At 59.9% G+C, this 17,315-nt stretch carries 17 protein-coding genes; 6 read left to right on the forward strand and 11 right to left on the reverse strand.

Going from position 1 to position 17,315, the window contains the following annotated elements; all coding sequences use genetic code 11:
- Positions 1 to 26 precede the first annotated feature (26 nt).
- Both MHY22_RS10995 and MHY22_RS11675 read left to right on the forward strand, forming a co-directional pair.
- Positions 27 to 245: a hypothetical protein gene (locus MHY22_RS10995; protein ID WP_239279328.1), complete on the forward strand. Its 219-nt coding sequence runs from the start codon at positions 27 to 29 to the stop codon at positions 243 to 245.
- 33 nt (positions 246 to 278) lie between these two features.
- Complete coding sequence (locus MHY22_RS11675) at positions 279 to 989, forward strand: ASCH domain-containing protein (RefSeq protein ID WP_239279329.1); 711 nt, start codon at positions 279 to 281, stop codon at positions 987 to 989.
- A 94-nt stretch (positions 990 to 1,083) separates the two neighbouring features.
- Here the strand turns inward: MHY22_RS11675 and MHY22_RS11005 are convergent, their stop codons facing one another.
- Positions 1,084 to 1,401, reverse strand: coding sequence for a hypothetical protein (locus tag MHY22_RS11005; protein WP_239279330.1), 318 nt, complete (start codon positions 1,399 to 1,401; stop codon positions 1,084 to 1,086).
- Between the two features lie 184 nt (positions 1,402 to 1,585).
- Between MHY22_RS11005 and MHY22_RS11010 the strand changes: the two genes are divergently transcribed.
- Complete coding sequence (locus MHY22_RS11010) at positions 1,586 to 2,251, forward strand: sugar O-acetyltransferase (RefSeq protein ID WP_239279331.1); 666 nt, start codon at positions 1,586 to 1,588, stop codon at positions 2,249 to 2,251.
- Complete coding sequence (locus MHY22_RS11015) at positions 2,252 to 4,519, forward strand: ATP-dependent RNA helicase (protein WP_239279332.1); 2,268 nt, start codon at positions 2,252 to 2,254, stop codon at positions 4,517 to 4,519.
- Here the strand turns inward: MHY22_RS11015 and MHY22_RS11020 are convergent, their stop codons facing one another.
- Positions 4,520 to 5,290: a TSUP family transporter gene (locus MHY22_RS11020; RefSeq protein ID WP_239279333.1), complete on the reverse strand. Its 771-nt coding sequence runs from the start codon at positions 5,288 to 5,290 to the stop codon at positions 4,520 to 4,522.
- Positions 5,291 to 5,403: 113 nt separating this feature from the next.
- Between MHY22_RS11020 and MHY22_RS11025 the strand changes: the two genes are divergently transcribed.
- The gene (locus MHY22_RS11025; protein WP_239279334.1) at positions 5,404 to 6,495 is read left to right on the forward strand and encodes an AbrB family transcriptional regulator; all 1,092 of its coding nucleotides are present in this window, start codon (positions 5,404 to 5,406) and stop codon (positions 6,493 to 6,495) included.
- Here the strand turns inward: MHY22_RS11025 and MHY22_RS11030 are convergent.
- Together MHY22_RS11030 and MHY22_RS11035 are read right to left on the reverse strand one after the other, a co-directional pair.
- Positions 6,492 to 8,162 (reverse strand): DUF885 domain-containing protein, encoded by a 1,671-nt coding sequence (locus tag MHY22_RS11030; protein WP_239279335.1) that lies wholly within the window; start codon positions 8,160 to 8,162, stop codon positions 6,492 to 6,494. The two genes, MHY22_RS11025 and MHY22_RS11030, sit on opposite strands and share 4 nt — an antisense overlap.
- Before the next feature lie 69 nt (positions 8,163 to 8,231).
- On the reverse strand, positions 8,232 to 8,801 hold the full coding sequence (locus tag MHY22_RS11035; protein WP_239279336.1) for a TIGR00730 family Rossman fold protein: 570 nt from the start codon (positions 8,799 to 8,801) through the stop codon (positions 8,232 to 8,234).
- A gap of 108 nt (positions 8,802 to 8,909) precedes the next feature.
- Between MHY22_RS11035 and MHY22_RS11040 the strand changes: the two genes are divergently transcribed.
- Positions 8,910 to 10,043 carry an ROK family transcriptional regulator gene (locus tag MHY22_RS11040; protein ID WP_239279337.1) on the forward strand — a complete coding sequence of 378 codons (1,134 nt, stop codon included), beginning with the start codon at positions 8,910 to 8,912 and terminating at the stop codon, positions 10,041 to 10,043.
- Here MHY22_RS11040 and MHY22_RS11045 read toward each other — a convergent pair.
- The 7 genes from MHY22_RS11045 to MHY22_RS11075 form a co-directional block, all read right to left on the reverse strand.
- The gene (locus MHY22_RS11045; protein WP_239279338.1) at positions 10,026 to 10,622 is read right to left on the reverse strand and encodes an HAD-IA family hydrolase; all 597 of its coding nucleotides are present in this window, start codon (positions 10,620 to 10,622) and stop codon (positions 10,026 to 10,028) included. The genes MHY22_RS11040 and MHY22_RS11045 overlap by 18 nt on opposite strands.
- A gap of 13 nt (positions 10,623 to 10,635) precedes the next feature.
- On the reverse strand, positions 10,636 to 10,989 hold the full coding sequence (locus MHY22_RS11050; protein WP_239279339.1) for a hypothetical protein: 354 nt from the start codon (positions 10,987 to 10,989) through the stop codon (positions 10,636 to 10,638).
- An 82-nt stretch (positions 10,990 to 11,071) separates the two neighbouring features.
- The gene (locus MHY22_RS11055) at positions 11,072 to 11,569 is read right to left on the reverse strand and encodes a ferritin (protein WP_239279340.1); all 498 of its coding nucleotides are present in this window, start codon (positions 11,567 to 11,569) and stop codon (positions 11,072 to 11,074) included.
- Positions 11,570 to 11,854: 285 nt separating this feature from the next.
- Entirely contained in the window at positions 11,855 to 13,336 is a 1,482-nt protein-coding gene (locus MHY22_RS11060) for a SulP family inorganic anion transporter (RefSeq protein WP_239279341.1), read from the reverse strand.
- 21 nt (positions 13,337 to 13,357) lie between these two features.
- The gene (locus MHY22_RS11065; RefSeq protein ID WP_005326355.1) at positions 13,358 to 13,870 is read right to left on the reverse strand and encodes a phosphoribosyltransferase; all 513 of its coding nucleotides are present in this window, start codon (positions 13,868 to 13,870) and stop codon (positions 13,358 to 13,360) included.
- 73 nt (positions 13,871 to 13,943) lie between these two features.
- Positions 13,944 to 15,347, reverse strand: coding sequence for an AMP nucleosidase (gene amn, locus MHY22_RS11070; RefSeq protein ID WP_040425539.1), 1,404 nt, complete (start codon positions 15,345 to 15,347; stop codon positions 13,944 to 13,946).
- 234 nt (positions 15,348 to 15,581) lie between these two features.
- Entirely contained in the window at positions 15,582 to 16,730 is a 1,149-nt protein-coding gene (locus MHY22_RS11075) for an MFS transporter (RefSeq protein ID WP_239279342.1), read from the reverse strand.
- Between the last annotated feature and the right edge of the window lie 585 nt (positions 16,731 to 17,315).

Consider the following 17,315-nt stretch of genomic DNA (forward strand, 5'->3'; position numbering starts at 1 on the left):
TTTTGCCTGGTGCGTTGATTAACATCATGAACTCATCCTCCTCTCAGGCTTCTACTACCCGCCGCCTCACCACCACCTGCGCAATCGCCCTGGCGGTGGACACCGCCGCAACCCTGGCTACCGCGCCAGCCTTCGCCGCGCCCCACCCGGTGCAGGATCCTCTGGGTTTCATGGTCTCCCCGGCGGGCTTGATTTCTAGTGGTCGTGGAAACCCCCCAATGTTCCTGATCTCAGTCGTCACCTAGATGAAGCGCGTTGGCAGTTATTACCCTTAAAGAGTGATTACTAACGAACTTCGAAATTTACTAGCCAAAGCAACTACCCATGCACAGCGTTTTCAAGACGGAGAAGACCACACTGTAGCCGCAGCGCTCCTTACCAAATCAGGAAAACACGTTCTCGGTTTGAACGCGCACCATTTCCTCGGTGGTCCTTGCGGGGAGATCTCGGCTTTAGCCAACCATGCTGCTAGTTATCCAGAGGACCCAATCCAAGCAGTAGCCGCCGTATACGGACCTACTGGTCAAGTTATTCCTCCCTGCGGTAAATGCCGCCAGGTGCTTTTTGATGTTGATCCGTCCATTCGGTGCATCGTGCGCGGAAGCAATGGACTTGAAGCACCTACCGTAGAAGAACTCTTGCCATTCGCATTCAACTGGCGAAATATGGAACAAGAGCAGCGCATCTACATGTGGGAAGGCTACGAGGAATCAATTCGTAGCGGAGAAAAGCAACAAACCATCCGGGTAGACGATCCTTTCCATGAAGGAAGTGCCCAAATTGTCTTCGAGAAAGAATCCGGAGAGGTCGTCACTATTCCGGCACAGGTTACGTCCGTTGTCTCTACCCAGCGAAGTGAATTGTCGGAAAAGCAAGCTAGAAATGACGGTTTTGGCTCTCTCGCCGAGCTTCAGGAAGCGCTAGATACTCACTACCCCGGACTAGGTGACGATGACGAAGTAGACGTCGTAGAGTTCAAACTGCGATAATCTATCCAGAACAAAAGGTGAAATCGCCCTCCTCCCCACGTGCAGAATTCGCCTAATCCATAGCGTCGTAATTGCGGTGTGAAGATTGCGGGGGCTAACGCTGGGGGTCTTCTAATTCCCTTATCCAGAAATCCATCATCTCAGCGGTAGGATTCGAGGAGGAAAACACTTCGCTCGCTATTTCCCTAGGAGACCAACTATCCGGAAGGTCATGAAATCCTGCGCCGAGCTTTCCAAGCGTGACTGCTGAAGAGTTTTTGACTGCGCTAAGGACCGTAACGACATCGTCATACGTAGCATCAAACGAGTCTTTCCCATTCGCCCCAGTTGCATCAGCAATGCAGATCCAGTTATCGAGTTCCGCCATATCGCTCAAAATATTATCGACGATCTTTCTTGAATCTGTTTCCATATGCTCACTCGTTGTGTTTGCGCCTTCTACTAGCACTCAACCTTAACTCTGAGAAATAGCAACCGCTTTGCCAGTGTTGGCTACGATTTTTATCGAACTAGCAAAAGCGGCCTGGTGGTTTGTGATTTACCGGGAACCTAAGTGAATTTCACAGGCTCCTACTAAGCACCACTCGCCCTCTACAATGACACCCATGGATGCACAGAGGCGGCAGGATTTGGAGCGCTACGGCTCATGGGAACGGATGACCGGCGGGGAGTGGTTCCTGCCGAGCATGCCGGAGGCCAAAGAGGAGCATCAGCGCGGCTTTCGGCTGGTCAAGCAACTCAATGAGCTGCAGAATACGGACCCGGAGCGTGCGAAGGGCATCTTGCGCGAGATTCTTCCAGAAGAATCTGCTGTGCCGGGACTACACGTGCCGCTGAACCTAGAATACGGCTGCAATTTGGTGTGCGGTGAGCGCGTCTTTATTAATTTCGGTGCCACCATCTTGGCCCAGGCCAAGGTGACGCTCGGCGATGGCGTCATGATAGGCCCGAATTGCTCCCTGATTACGGTGGGGCATCCGGTAAATGATCATGAGATGCGCGCCGGTGGGTGGGAAATTGCCAAGCCCATCACCGTCGGTGAGAACACCTGGTTCGGCGCCAATGTCACCGTGCTGCCGGGGATTACCATTGGGAAGAACTGCGTCGTCGGCGCGGGCACGCTTATTACCACCGATATCCCGGATAATTCGCTGGTCCTGGGATCACCCGGCCGCGTGGTGCGCAAGCTGGAAGACAATGAGGAGGCCTGGGAGCGCCAGGATCTCAACGGCCCCGTCGAGGGTTTTGGAGCCGCCAACTAAATGTTTGATCTCGCCAGAATCGGCGCGGGCCTGCCCGTAGCCGAGACCATCGATTCGCTGCCGAGCACCGGAAACGTTGTCATTCAGGCCCCGCCCGGTACGGGTAAAACCACGCTCGTGCCACCGGCGCTGGCCAATCATGCGGCAGGTCGCGGCAAGGTCATCGTCACCGCCCCGCGCCGTGTGGCTGTGCGTGCGGCCGCGCAGCGCCTGAGTACTCTCAGCGGCACCCCGGACAAGGTTGGCTTTGCCATCCGCGGTGAGTCCCGCAAGGGCAGTGAGGTCGAGTTCGTCACGCCGGGTGTGCTGCTGCGCCGCCTGCTCAAGGAGCCAGAACTCGAGGGCGTAGCCGCCGTTGCCATCGATGAGGTCCACGAGCGCCAGCTCGATACGGATCTGGTGCTGGGCATGTGCCTGGAACTAGCCGAGCTACGCGAGGACTTCCGCGTCATCGCCATGTCCGCCACCGTGGATGCGCAGCGCTTTTCCCAGCTTATGGACGCCCCCGTCCACGTAACCGAGGCAGTCACCCACCCGCTCGATATCCACTACGCCCCCATGCCGGGCAGGGCGGCGGGGGCGAGGGAGTTTTACGGGGACGTCGCCAAGCAAGCAGCCCGCCAGCACGAATCAACGCTGGTCTTTGTGCCCGGCGTGCGCGAGGTCAACCTCGTGTGCGAGGCGCTGGACGGCCATAATGTTTTCCCGCTGCACGGCAAGCAAACCACCGCGGAGCAAGACGCCGCGCTGTATACCGAGGAGCAGCGCATCGTCGTGGCTACCACCATCGCGGAGTCCTCGCTTACCGTGCCGGGCGTGCGCGTGGTGGTCGATGCCGGGCTCTCCCGCGTTCCCCGGCGCGATGCGCAGCGTGGCATGTCCGGGCTGGTGACGGTGTCTACCTCGAAGTCGAGCGCCGATCAGCGCGCTGGTCGTGCCGGCCGTGAGGCGCCTGGCACCGTCATTCGCTGCTACTCGCAGGATGATTACCAGCACTTTTCCCCGCACACCACCCCGGAGATCTTGTCCGCGGATCTGACCCAGGCCGCGCTATTTCTGGACTGCTGGGGCGCGGGCCCGGACTTCCCGTTGCTCGATCCGCCGCCGGCCCCGGCCCTTGCGGCCGCGCATGCCACCCTCGAGCGCATTGGTGCCACGCAGGAGCTCGCCCTCCTGCCCACCGATCCGCGCCTCGGCGCCTCCTTGCTCCGGCACGGCAGCCAGGCCGCGCCCATTATTGCCTCGCTTGCCGACGCCCCCTTAACCCCCAACCTCACCCGTCACCGCCCACCACAAAGAGAGGTCAAGCGGCTCGCCCGCCTCGTCGACGATCTCGGCCCCGCCGATCCCGGCGAGGTCGTTGCCACCGCCTTTCCCGAGCAGGTGGCCAAGCGCGTGGGCGAGGATTACCTGCTGGCCAGCGGCACCCGCGCACGGCTGCTGGATAACTCGGGCCTAGCCGGCGCCCTGTGGCTCGCCATCGCGGAGGTATCCCTGTCCAACGCAGGCAATGCCATCATCCGTTCGGCCGCCCGCATCGAGGAAACGGCAGCCCTCGAGACCATCGGCGTCACCGAGGAGACCCGCGCCTTCCTGCGCGATGGTCGCGTGCGCGGTATCAAGGTCAAGGCTGCGGGCGCCATCACGCTCTCAGAAACCCCAGTGAAGGTCACCGGCCCCGCGGCCGAGGAGGCGCTTGCCGCCGGCATCCGCGAGGAAGGCTTGGGTCTTTTCACCTTCAGCAAGAAAGCCCAGAGCCTCAAAGACCGCCTGCGCCACCTGCACGCCCACTTCGGTGCTCCTTGGCCCGATGTCGATTCCGCAGATCCCGCCGAATGGCTCGGCCCCGAGCTCCACCGCATTGCGGAGGGCACCCCCGCCGCCAAGCTAGACATGTACCCCGCGCTGCAACGCCTCCTGCCCTGGCCGGAAGCCACCCATCTGGACGATCTCGCTCCCGAGCACCTCCCAGTCCCCTCCGGTCGGGACGTACGAATCGACTGGTCCGGTGATCGCCCCGTGGTTCATATCAAGCTGCAGGAATGCTTCGGCCTGGCCGAGTCCCCCGAATACTGCGGCCACCGCGTGCAATTCCACCTGCTCTCCCCCGCCGGCCGCCCGCTCGCGGTGACCGATGATCTCGCCAGCTTCTGGTCCGGTCCTTATGCTGGCGTGCGCGCCGATATGCGCGGGCGCTACCCCAAGCACCCGTGGCCGGAGGACCCGTGGAACGCGGTTGCTACCGCGCGCACCAAGAACCGGATGTAGCTATCCCCACTGCTGCCAGCCCAAGTAGCAGCTCATGACCACGACGAGAGTAAGTAGCGCGTAGCGGATGAATTTGGCCCCACCGCCGAGCACGGTACGAGCGCCGAGAAGTGCGCCAGCAATATTGGCTACGCCGAGCACGATGCCGAGCGTCCACCACACGTGCCCGCCAATAATGAACACGATGAGCGCACCGAAGTTGGTAGCGGTATTGACCACCTTGGCCATGGCCGCAGAGGTCAAAAAGTTCTGCGCAAAAATAGAGGTGAAGGCCATGATCAAAAACATTCCGGTACCCGGTCCGAAGATGCCATCATAAAAGGAAATGATGCCGGAGAGCACCAAGACCACGATGGTCCGCCACCCGCCACGGGTACCGGCAGAGTCGCTGCTGCCAAAATCTGGCTTGAAGGCAACGAAGATGCCCACGGCCACCATGAGCACGATGATGATGGGCCGCATAACGTCTTTATCGAGGCTCGAGGCCACGCTGGCCCCCAACCCAGAACAGACCAGCGCGATGAGGAGGAACCGCGCCATCTCCGCCTTGTCCAGATTCACCTTGCGCGCGAGAGTCACGGCAGCGGATCCGGTGCCAGTCACCGCGGCGAGCTTGCTTGTGCCCAAAGCTGCGGCCGGAGCAAGGCCCGGCAGGACCGCCAGCAGCATCGGGATCAGGATCAATCCGCCACCACCGATGACCGCATCGACCCACCCCGCGGCCGCGGTACCAAAGAAGAGAATTATCCACTGCACCACATCGATTTCCATGCCCCCGATCATAAATCTTGAATGATGTAAGGTGATAACCCGCCTACTGCCCTCCCCGTAGTGGAGAAAAAGCAGGCATTATACTTTTGTCGCAGTAGAACTAGGAGGCTCGCATGGCCGCACAGCAGGAAGGCGCCGGGCTTAGTGCCCATACCGTGGCACGGTGGGCCATTGTCGTTCCGGCATCGGTCGTACTGGGCTGGCTCTTTAGCATGTGGCACGTACCCGCGGCCTGGATCTTGGCAGCGATCCTCTCCTCCGGCGCCATGGCGCTTTTTACTGGGGAAGATCTGCGCGTGAACCGCAGTTTTTATAGCATGTCGCGTGGTTTTATCGGCATGATGGCAGCGCTGCCCCTCACCGTGGTGCCGCTGGGCCAGCTGGTGGGTTTCCTGCCCGCGGCGGTGACGATGTCCTTTGTCACCATCATGGTTGGCATCGTCGGCGGCTTGCTGTTGCACCGCGCGCAGCCGCGCGATGTGTCCTCAGAGACAGGAATTTTGTCCATGCTGCCCGGTGGTGCCTCGCTGATGCCCGCGCTTGCCGACGAACTCGGTGCCGACTACCGCTACGTCGCCCTCACCCAATACCTGCGCTTATTGGTGGTCTCGGTATCGCTCCCGGCCGTCGTCGCGCTGCTTGATACCCCGGCCGGTAAAGGCGCGGACCTCACGGTGGAGGGAGAAACCACGTGGTGGATCATCGCGCTCGTTCTTGCCATCGCTTTCCTGGGCGAGAAATTGGGAAAGCTGCTGCACCTGCCGGCCACGGCCGTGCTCGGCCCCCTTCTGCTGACGGTGCTGGTCTCCTTCGTGCTGCCGGAGGGCCACACTCTTGAGCCGCTCTATGTCTTTAAGGTGATGGCATTCTTATCCATCGGCTGGGTCTGCGGCGGCGGGCTATCGCTGCCCGCACTCAAGGCCTTTGCCAAGCAATTGCCCGCCACGGTTCTTTTCATCGTAGTCATCATCGGCATCTGCGCGGCCACCGCTTGGCCGCTGACCAAGTGGCTGCACATCTCCTACTTTGAGGCCTACCTGGCCACGAGCCCCGGCGCGCTCGAGACGGTGCTTGCGCTCTCCGCCGAGGGCGGAGCCGGACCAGCGGTCATCGCGGTACAGCTCACCCGGCTCATTGCGGTGCTCGTCATCGCAGGCTACCTGCCGCAGCTGCTGCGGCTGGCGAAGCGCCTGCTGCGGCGCTAGTTGCCCAGCACGGCCTCGCGCAGGACGGACATCGGCACGGAGCCCAAGGCGAGGGCCTCCGAGTGGAACTCGCGCGCGCTCATGCCCTGCTTCTCAGCCTCGGCACGGGTTTCCTGCCACAGGCGCTGACCCAGCGCATAGGACGGCGCCTGGCCCGGCCAACCGAGGTAGCGGTTGACCTCGAAGTTGAGGTTGGCATCATCCATGGCGGTGTTTTCGCGCATGAAGGTCTTTACGTGCGCCTTGTCCCAAACGCCGGAGGTAGAGCAATCCGGCAGCTGCTTGCCCAGGTGCAATCCGATGTCCACAACCACGCGGGCGGCGCGCAGGCGTTGCGCATCCAACATGCCCATGCGGAAGCCCGGATCATCCATGTAGCCCAGCTCGGCCATGAGCTGCTCGGCGTAGAGTGCCCAGCCCTCGCCGTGGCCGGAGTTCCACGTCACCGCGCGGCGCCACAGGTTGAGGTCTTCTTGCACCAGTGCGGAGCCGAGCTGCAGGTGGTGGCCCGGCACGCCCTCGTGGTGGACGGTGGTCAGCTCCTGCCAGGTGTGGAAGGTGTCCTGGCCCTCTGGCACAGACCACCACATGCGGCCCGGGCGGGAGAAGTCATCGCTTGGCGGGGTGTAGAAAATGCCGCCGGTGCCGGCCGGATCGATGCAGCACTCGATCTCTTCCACTTCCTCCGGAATATCGAATTCCTTGCCGTTGAGCTCGGCAATGACGCCATCGGCGGTGGACTGCATCCACTCCACCAGCGCATCGGTGCCGCGCAGGGTATAGCGGTCCTCGTGGTTGAGCTTGCGCATCGCCGAGCGCACCGAACACTCAGAGCCGTAGAGCTCGTGGGCGATCTTTTCCTGCTCCGAGCGCAGGCTGCGCACCTGGTCCAGGCCCCACTCATAGGCCTCGTCGAGGTTGACGGCATCGCCCACAAAGAGCTTGGAAAAGCGCTCGTAGCGCTCGCGACCCACGGCGTCCTTGGTGGGTGCCTGGGGCTGCAGGTCATTGGAGAGCCAATCGGAGAACTCGCCAAAGGCCTCCTTGGCCTGCTGCACCTCGGCGGAGTCGGCGTTGAGGCCGAGGGACTCGAGCATCGAGTCGGCGTCGGCAAGCCGCTCGCACTGCACAATAACCTCAGAGATCTGGCGGTGCGGTGCCACCATGCCGTGGGAGGCCGCCTCTTCCAGGGAGCTGCGGTAGCCGGCCAGGGAGGTCTTCACCTTGGACAGGCGGGAGCGAATGGCATCGCGGTCCTCGTCCGTGTCCTGCGGCATGAGCAGCAGGGTATCGCGGATGGTCTGCACCGGGGAGGCGATGTTATTCAGGCAGCGCACATCCTCGCTGTGGTGGTGCAGATCTAGATCAAGGCAGAGGCGATCGCGCAGGACGGCCGCGGTGACATAGTCCACGTCATCAAAGTCATCCTCATCATCGGACTCATCGGTGGTGTCATCCAGGGCATCCAGGTCCGCGACCATTTCGCGGGTGCGGTCTGCGATGGCGGTGAAGTACTCGGGGGAGAAATCCTGCAATTCGCCCTCGTAGCCGTCAATGCCCCACGCGGTAGCATCGGTGGGGGAAAGCTCGGCTAGGTCGTGAACGAAGTTATCGCACGAAGCGTCCAGTAGAGAGGGCTGGCGCTTAGCGGTCTGCTCAGAACTCATAACGAGGAAGTCTATCCCTAAGTATCGCCTATAGGCCACCCGGGCGGGCTGAAGTTGCGAACTTGTTAACTAATCGTTGTCCCACTTTGTACCGGGATAGTTCCAGCGGCCGAATTCATCCAGGATATCCTGCGGTTTTTCCTTCATTACCAATGCGTCCACAAAGCGCGGCAAGATGAAGCCGGACTCGGCCATGGCGGCGTACATGGCGTAGAAAGGACGCCAAAAATCCTCGGTATTTACTAGGCCCACCGGACCGCGGATGGTACCCAGCTGTTGCAGGGTGAGCACCTCGGTGAGCTCTTCGAGGGTGCCGACGCCACCGGGGAGGCAAATATAGGCGTCGGCAAGCTGCTCCATGCGGGTCTTGCGCTCGGCCATGGAGCCGACTACTTCGAGGGTGGTCAGGCCGGGGTGGGAGATCTCCAGATCCACCAGGGACTGTGGCATCACGCCGGTGACGGTACCGCCGGCGGACAGGCAGGCCTCCGCTACCTCGCGCATCAGGCCGATATTGCCGCCGCCGTAGACCAAGGTCAGCCCGCGTCGGGCCAGCTCCGTGCCCAATTCCTGTGCCGTTTGTGTATAGGCCGGGGAGTTTCCTGTTGCTGAACCACAATAAACCGCTACTGACTGCATGCTCTCCAGCATAGGTATCTGCGCGCCCACCACCACCTTTAGACTATTCGGTACATGAACCTTTTATCAGGTTAGACAAAGCAGTCTGGGATGCTTATACTCCTTTTTATGATCAAACCTGGCCCAGTGTTCACGCGGCCCCGCACACCGGCTGCAAAGTGCCTCCATTTGGTGCGTCTGAACCCGATCATCACCCGGAGCGAGTTGGTGGAAGCCACCGGGCTTTCCCAGCCCACCATCACGCGCGCCACTACTTCCCTACTCAACGCGGGCCTCATCCAGGAACGCACCGACCTCACCCAGTCCCGCGGGCGCGGCCGGCCAACGGTGCCGCTGGAGGCGGCCGATAATGACTGGGCGCTCGGCGGAATCTCCGTGGGCACCAAGCAAACCTACATCGGCCTTTATGACATCAAGGGCCGCACGTTGAGCGAAGAGGAATTGACCACCCCGGTGGCTAACCTCAGCGAGGATGACTTCCTCGAGCACATCATGGCCGGCATCAACCGCATGATGACCAACCTGAACCACCGCTTGGTCTCCCTCGGCGTGACCACCTCCGGCACCGTGGATGATAACGGCCTGGTCACCGCGGAAAACCTCAACTGGCACGGCGTGGACATTGCCGAGCGCCTGCGCTTCCAGTTCGGCGTACCCGTGGTGGTCTCCTCCGCCATCCCGGCCATCCTCGGCTCCGAAACCCAGGCGGCCGAGATTGGTACCAGCGAGCGCGTTCTGGTGCTCTTCGCGGATGATTCCATCGGCTCCGCCCTCTCCGTGGAGGACGAGGTCAGCCCCATTATTCCCGTACCCCCGACACACTCCGAGCTGCTGGGCCATGGCGCGTCCGAGCGCCTGCTGGCCACCCAGCACATCCTGGAGGCGATACGCCGCGAGGGCGTGGAGGCAGCCTCGCTTGCCGACGCCGCCCAGGCCGCCGACTCCCACCCCGCCGTCCGCGCCATTTTGGACGAGCGCGCCCGCCAGTTGGGCGCCATCACCGCAGAACTGGTCAAGGCCCACTCCCCGGCCACCGTGGTTATCGCCGGCGGCGCGTTTACCGATGACCCGAAGGCCCCCAAGCAATTTGCCGCCACCGTCCGCGCCTCCGCGGGCGAAGAGTTGCAGCTGCGCATGATCCCCGGCCATAAGGAGATCGTCCGCGCGGTAGCCCGCACCGTCGCCACCGATCAGCTACTGCGCCAGCCGCTGGATCTGGGCCGCTCACTCCAGCACGCTTAGCACCTCGCGTACCGAGTCGATGCCGCGGAAGAGGTGGGCGTTGAGGCCGCAGTAGTTCGCGCCTTCCACGTAGTCGATGCGGTCATCAAAAAAGTGCGTGTCCTTCGGCTGCGCGGCGAGCGCATCCACGGCCACGCGATAGGCTTCTGGGTGCGGCTTGGCCACGCCAATATCGCAGCTGAACGTCACCGCCGCGCAGTCCTCGAGCCACGGTTGCTTCTTACGCACTTGGCCCGCCAGCGTGGTGGGAATATTGGACAAGATGCCCACGCTATAGCCTTCCCCGATAAGGCCCTTGACCAGCGCCACCATGTCCGGGTCCGCCTCCAGGAGGCCGCTGTTTTCACAGGCTACCGCCTCCGCGACAGGAACCTCCTCTAGCCCGGCGCGGGCCGCTACCTCGTTCCAGTAGTGGCTATCGCTAAAGATGCCGGCATCGTAGTCCGGCCGATAAAACCCGTAGGCCTCCCACATCGCCTCTGCATCTGGCGGCGCGAGGAGGCGCTCCAAGTCCGCATGGCTTTCTGGGGTGGCCGGGCGCATGAGCACGCCGTACATATCAAAGAGGAGTTTGGGCATAACGGGGGCCAGTTTATGCGCGTTTCGGCGCTTGGGTCAGCACGGCTACAATTCCCACACCCGCACCAGCGACAAAGAGAGGCAGCATCGCAGGCGCCTGGTCCATGGACAGAGCGAAGATGCCGCCGATGGCACCAATGAGTAGCATGCCGCCGAGGCTATAGAGCGAGCGCGTAACTGCCCCACGCGTGCCGATGACGCTATAAACCAGCAGTGCGAGCCCGGCGAATGGGCCGAGCATCAGTGCCGCAGTGGTCAGAAATACCCCCAAGGCCATGTGCGTGGACATGATTGCTGCTCCCACGATGAGGAAGAGCGCCAGAACTAATAGGGTTATGGCGCACAAAGCCTTGCGTTGCGTTGACATAGAAACAATCCTCCCACCGCACCACAGTGCTATGGGAGGATTGAGCTAAATCTTGATGGGTTTGTTATTCACCCACGCCCACTTAGGCGCCGCCTTCGGTGCGGCCAGCCAGGCGCTCATCGATGCGCAGCAAGCCAGAGCCGTCATTGCCCACCAGCTTGATCTGGTCCAGAATCTCAGAAACGGTAGCTTCTTCTTCTACCTGCTCGCTCAGGAACCAGTCAACGAGCTGGCGGGATTCCAGATCCTGTGCCTCCAGCGCCGCGCGGGCGATGGTGCGGATCTCCTCGGAAACCTTCTGCTCGTGCTCGAGGGAAGCCTGGAAGGCGTCCTGCGGGTTAGCGGCCTTGACGGAGCCAACCGGGATGTCATTGAGCTCTACACGGTAGCCGCGGGAGAGCAAGTGGTCCGCAATCTTCTCGGCGTGCTCGCGCTCCTCGGCGGCCTGGCCCATAAACCAATCACGCATGCCTGGGAAGGAGAGGTTATCCATCTCGAAGGCCAGCTGGGTGTAGACCATGGAAGCACCGTATTCGCTAATAACCTGGTCATTCAACAGGGTTTGCAGCTTCTCGTCCATTGTAAAAACCTTTCTGTGCAGGGAAATCAATAAGTGCTAAGCACCACAGTACAGAAGATTTCCCCGCGATCCAGCAAGGCCTACTTAAGTAAACTTGCACGTCATTACGCTTTTTTAGATTGGATAACCTAAGTTAGCCAAGACAAAGCTTGCCGCTACACGCAGGCAAAGGTCCCCTAAAAAAGCGAGGTCATCACAGATCCTCCGCCTTGACACGAGCGCGACTCGACGACCACCGCAACAGCGAACGTTTAACCCCGCACACCTCGGACAATAAATGTGATTTTAGTCACCCAAGCGGCCACTAAGGCGATTTAGGCGCTGCGCGCTCGCTCCTTCCAGACCACGGAACTCTACCTCGATGTCCCGATCGGCATATTTCTTCTGCACCGCATCCAACGTCGCCACCGTAGAGGCGTCCCATACCTCGGCCTTGCTCATATCAATGACGACGCGCTGGGTATCCAGCGTGTAGTCAAAGGCGTAGACCAAGTCATTGGAGGAGGCGAAAAAGAGCTGGCCGCGCACCGCGTACTCGGCATCGCCTACGTGCTCCACCTCCACCAGGTGGGCCACGCGGCGGGCAAAGCCGATTGATGCCGCCACCACGCCGAGCACCACGCCCACTGCCAAGTTATGCGTGGCCAGCGTTCCTACCACCGTCACCAGCATCACGAGCGTTTCTGATAGCGGCATGAGCTTCAGCGTGCGCGGGCGAACCGAATGCCAATCCACCGTCGTTGCGGCTACGATGATCATCACCGCCACCAGCGCGGCCATCGGAATACGACCGACGGTCTCGCCAAAGAGCAGGCAGAGGATGAGGAGGAATACGCCCGCGAGGAACGTCGACAAGCGCGTGCGCGCCTGGGACGCCTTCACTCCGATCATGGTCTGGCCAATCATGGCGCACACACCCATGCCGCCAATGGCCGCGGCGAGGATATTGCCCACGCCCTGGCCAAAGGACTCGCGCGTCTTATCGGAGTGGGTATCCGTAATATCATCCACCAGCTTGGCTGTCAGCAGCGATTCCATCAGGCCCACCAATGCCATGCCAAAGGCATAGGGCGCAATCAGCTGCACGGTATCCAGGTTCCACGGAATATCCGGCACGAAAACCCCCGGCAGCGAGGTAGGCAGCTCGCCTTGGTCCGCCACATCGGGGACCTTCCACCCGGCCGCGACCGCAATGAGGCTGACCACCACAATGGTAACGAGCGGGGCGGGAATCACCGTGGTCAGCCGCGGTAGCCCCAACATAATTGCCAAGCCAATGGCCACCAACACATAAACCATCCATGGCACAGCACTAAGGTGCGGCAGCTGCGTGGTGAACATCATGATTCCCAGCGCATTCACAAACCCCGTCATCACCGAGCGCGGGATAAAGCGCATGAGCTTGGCGACGCCCACCGCGGCCAGCACCACCTGCATGATTCCCGCCAAGAGCACCGCGGCGACCACGTAATCATGCCCATGTTCATGCGCGAGTGGCGAGACAACCAGCGCCACCGCGCCGGCCGCCGCGGAAATCATCGCCGGCCGGCCACCGGTAAAGGCAATGGACATTGCCATCACGACGGAGGAAAACAATCCCACCCGCGGGTCCAAACCCGCAAGGATGGAAAAGCTTAAAACCTCCGGGATCAAAGCAAGCGCAACCGCCAGACCGCCGAATACCTCTTTGCGCAGCCGCGCGGGCGAGGAAAACGCATAACGGAAACTGGCGATGACACCGGTTGGGGCAGGCTGTTCTTTAATCACGCCTGCTCATCCTAGTGGACTTTAGGAGCCTTCCTTAAAGGAGCCATCTGCAGTGATAACTGGCAGCACGGACCAGGCGAAGTTGATCCACTGATCGGTCTTCTTCCACGAAAAGTCCGGTTCAAAGATGGTCTTCGGCTTGGTATAAATGACGGCCGAGCGCACCTCGTCTGCGGTTTCCTTAAGCAGATTAACCACCAGATCCAGGGTCTTGCCGGAATCTGCAACGTCATCTACTACCAATACCTTCTTGCCCTTCAGCGAATCCGTATCCAACTGCGGCGACAAGATGATCGGCTCTTCCAAGGTCTGTCCGATATCGGTGTAAAACTCCACATTGATAGCGCCCATGGCCTTCACACCGATGGCATAACCGATAGCACCGGCTGGAATGAGGCCGCCGCGGGCGACGCCCACGATGAGGTCAGGGAACCAACCAGATTCCACAATCTGTTCCGACAGGTTACGGCTCGCCTCGCCGAAGACCTCCCAGGTGAGGTTTTCCCGGTCCGGGTGGATCCAATTTTCAGTCACGATTGTGTGGCTCCTTTTGCGTCATGGGATTTCTTTGTAGTTTAACGAGCATTGCCTGCCAAAGAAAAGGCACCTACCGGAATGGAACCTCGCCCAAAGTCCGGCGCAGCTTGCGCGTGCGCAGGCGCTCCGGATTTTCGGCTAGATGCTCCATCGCACGCACCGCGCACATCACGTGAGCTTCCTTCGAGTTGGAGTAGAAGGCCTGCGCCTGGGCCGGCAGCTTCGGCACCGCGTGCAGCGGCAGGTCAGAGACCGAAAGGAGTGTGCCGTAGGGAACGCGGTAGCGATAGCCATTGGCCGCGAGCGTGCACGATTCCATATCGACAGCCACCGCGGTGGAGGTACGCAGCCACTCCCACAAATCCCGGTTAGTGCGCCACTCCCAATTGCGATCATCGGTGGAGAGCACCGTGCCCGTTCGCATGAGCGAATTATCGTCGCCGTACACCGCCTTCACCGCAGACTCGAGCATGCGCTGTACCTCCGGAATCGCCGGGATGGGAGAGGTCGCCGCGACCTTTTGATCCAAGATGTGGTCATTGCGTTGATAGGCATTACCCAAGATGAGGTCACCGATGCGCATGCGTCCGTCCATGCCAGCGCAGTGGCCGATCATGATCCAGGCCTCTGGCCGCAGCACCGCCAAGCAATCCGTAATGGTCTTGGCGTTGGAGGGCCCTACACCGATATTGATCATCGTGATGCCATCACCACCGGCAGTGATCAGATCAAAGCGCGGCATTTGATAGCGAGAGGTCAAGGTCAGACCGTCCACATCTAGGTCCACCGCATCGTTGGGATGAATGGTCTCCCCATTGGGCAGCACCAAGGCGGTATAACGCGAGTCTTCCCTGGTCAACTCGCGCAAACCGAATTTCACAAACTCGGTGGTGTGCATCGCGTAGTTAGTAAACAAAATGTATTTTTGCACCGTATCGACCTCGATGCCGGTGTAATGCTCAATGCGCGCACACGCGATATCAAAGCGCTGGGCACCAAAATGAAAAAGCGGCTTTTCCGCACCGTGGAAGGCATCCCATTCGCCATCAATGATTGCATCATTGACCTCATCCAGCGTCGGACGCGGAATAGGCCCGCGTTCTTGCGGGGCTTTCCTTGTGTCCTTGATGTACTCCGGTGGAATGCGCTGGTCGGATTGGCCAACAAAGATATCGCACGGATAATTCCCCGCCAGGCGAGTCAGCTGCTCGTGCAGGTAGTCCCGAATGATGTGCGGCTTGGAGATTACCGCCGAGTACTTGCCCGCCTCGTTGACGTAGCCAAACGGCTCGGAACGATCGATCGGCTGCCATTTGCGGATATCTACCGTGACCTTGGGATAGACGACATAGCGATAGTCATCAAGGTTTCCTGATTCCAAAGTCTTGCGCGCAAGCTCGCAGGAATTCTCGTAAATCTCGATCAGGCGGTTTACCGCCTCATCAACGGAGTGGACATGCTGCAGATCGGTCATAAGCGCGAGTGTAGCGGGGACTTCGCAGCGCGGCAGCGGTCCGCGCATTTCATTATTCTTTTCCGCGGTAGCTTCAGTGATACCAATACTGACATGATTTACTGCGAGAAAATCAAAGACCTAGGATCAGTCCTTTTAGCTGCTAAGAGTGTCAAAGCAAAGGTCTCAAAGGGAATGCGACGAAGAGCTCGACTATGCCAATTCGGGCATCAGTCCCATCAATCCGAGGTATTCCTAATTCACATTGCCCCCACTATGAGAGCGAGAAGAGGCACTAGCCCCAATACTGCAGACGATTCCTACTAGGACTGCACCTAATGCTCCTAACAGGATTCCCGTGGAGGAGGGCAACAGTAATCCACCCACTGCGGAGCCGACTGCCGAGCCAAGGTAGTTCGCAGATGCATTAGCAGCAACAGCAGTCGCCCCTTCATCAGGATTTGCGCTGAACATTGAATGCTGCTGCGGCGCCATAGATGACCACCCCAAAAGCCCCCATGCAAAAAGACACACCACTGCCACCACGTGGCTCGAAGGGAAGAGAAGCAGTAGAGCGAAATCAGTCACGAGTAATGCAATGATAATGACCGTTAGTTTGCGTGAACTATTAACCTTGTCGAGCACCCTCCCAATCCCAAAAGCACCCACTGCCCCGCCGATACCCCAGACCCAAATACCAGCAATGGTGTCTACCTGCACACGATCAAGCACTACAGGAATATAGGTGTACAACCCCAGCGAACCCACTCCCACAAAGAAGGTAACTAAGATCGTCAGGAAATTATCCACTCGGCCGATGACTCGGAGTCGCTGCCCTAACGAGGAGGAGGGCACAGCCGGTATCACACTCGCTTTGCGCAACGCTAGACCTGCTAACGCCACTATTCCAATGGCCGAGACCAAACCGATGGTAGCCCTCCAGCCTAGCTGTTTAGCTACCCCTAATCCCACCGGTACGCCCACGACAGTTCCCACCGCTAAACCAGCCAGCACCATTGATAGTGCGCGCCCGCGATACTTTGCTGCGACAGACATCCCCGCTACGGCTGAGGACAACGGCGAATAAATTCCAGCTGCCGCACCTGCGATCAAGCGCGACACAAGAAAAACGATCACTGTAGGCGAGACTGCAGTCACGACATTCGCCAAAGAAAACACAGCAACAGCTCCAAGCAGACCACTCCGTGGATCTTTGCCTGCCTTACCCGAGAACAGCGGACCAGATATTGCGTACGCGCCGGTGAAGGCGGTAACGCCCAAGCCGATCACACTGCCACTTGTACCCAAGTCGTTTGCAATCTGTGATAGCAGTCCAGCGATAACATATGCGTCCAATCCGAGCGCTACACTGCCCAAAACTAACGGCCACAGCTGTTTAAGCATTCGAAATCACCATATCGAGCAAACCAGGGAACCGTTCGTCTAGATCGCCTCTGCGCAAAGAGATAACACAAGTTCGTCCCTGGCTTCTTGTCCACGTCACACCGGCTTCACGCAGCTGCCGAGTGTGGTAGGTCAGGGTAGATCGAGGCAGGTCATCAGCGAGCGTCAAACTATCGTGCTCCTGACCGTCCGCCAGGCGCCTAACCATCTCTAACCGGATGGGATCACTTACCGCAGCCAGAACACGGACGAATTCAAGGTCCTCGGTGGCCGGATGCTCATACTTTCGTGGGCTCATCACAACTCCAATCGTGCAAGAATTCCTGAACGATTGACCACAGTAAGCTACCCGAGAGATTCGTGCAAGATTTCTTGCACGAATGCAGGTGCGCAGATAAAGCCCCACCCAGACAGCGATAAATGAACACCGGAGTCTTGAGGAGCTCTATTTTTAGATACCAAGCTTGTTCAGAAGACTGAAATGGTAGCGGTGTGGTGAGTATCTGGTAGCGCCTGAGTGAGTATCCGGTAGCGGCGTCTCACTCAGGCGTTGTGGGTGGTTATGCGTTGGTGGTCAGGCGCATG

This window comes from Corynebacterium sp. ACRPO (assembly GCF_022347205.1).
Lineage (GTDB): Bacteria > Actinomycetota > Actinomycetes > Mycobacteriales > Mycobacteriaceae > Corynebacterium.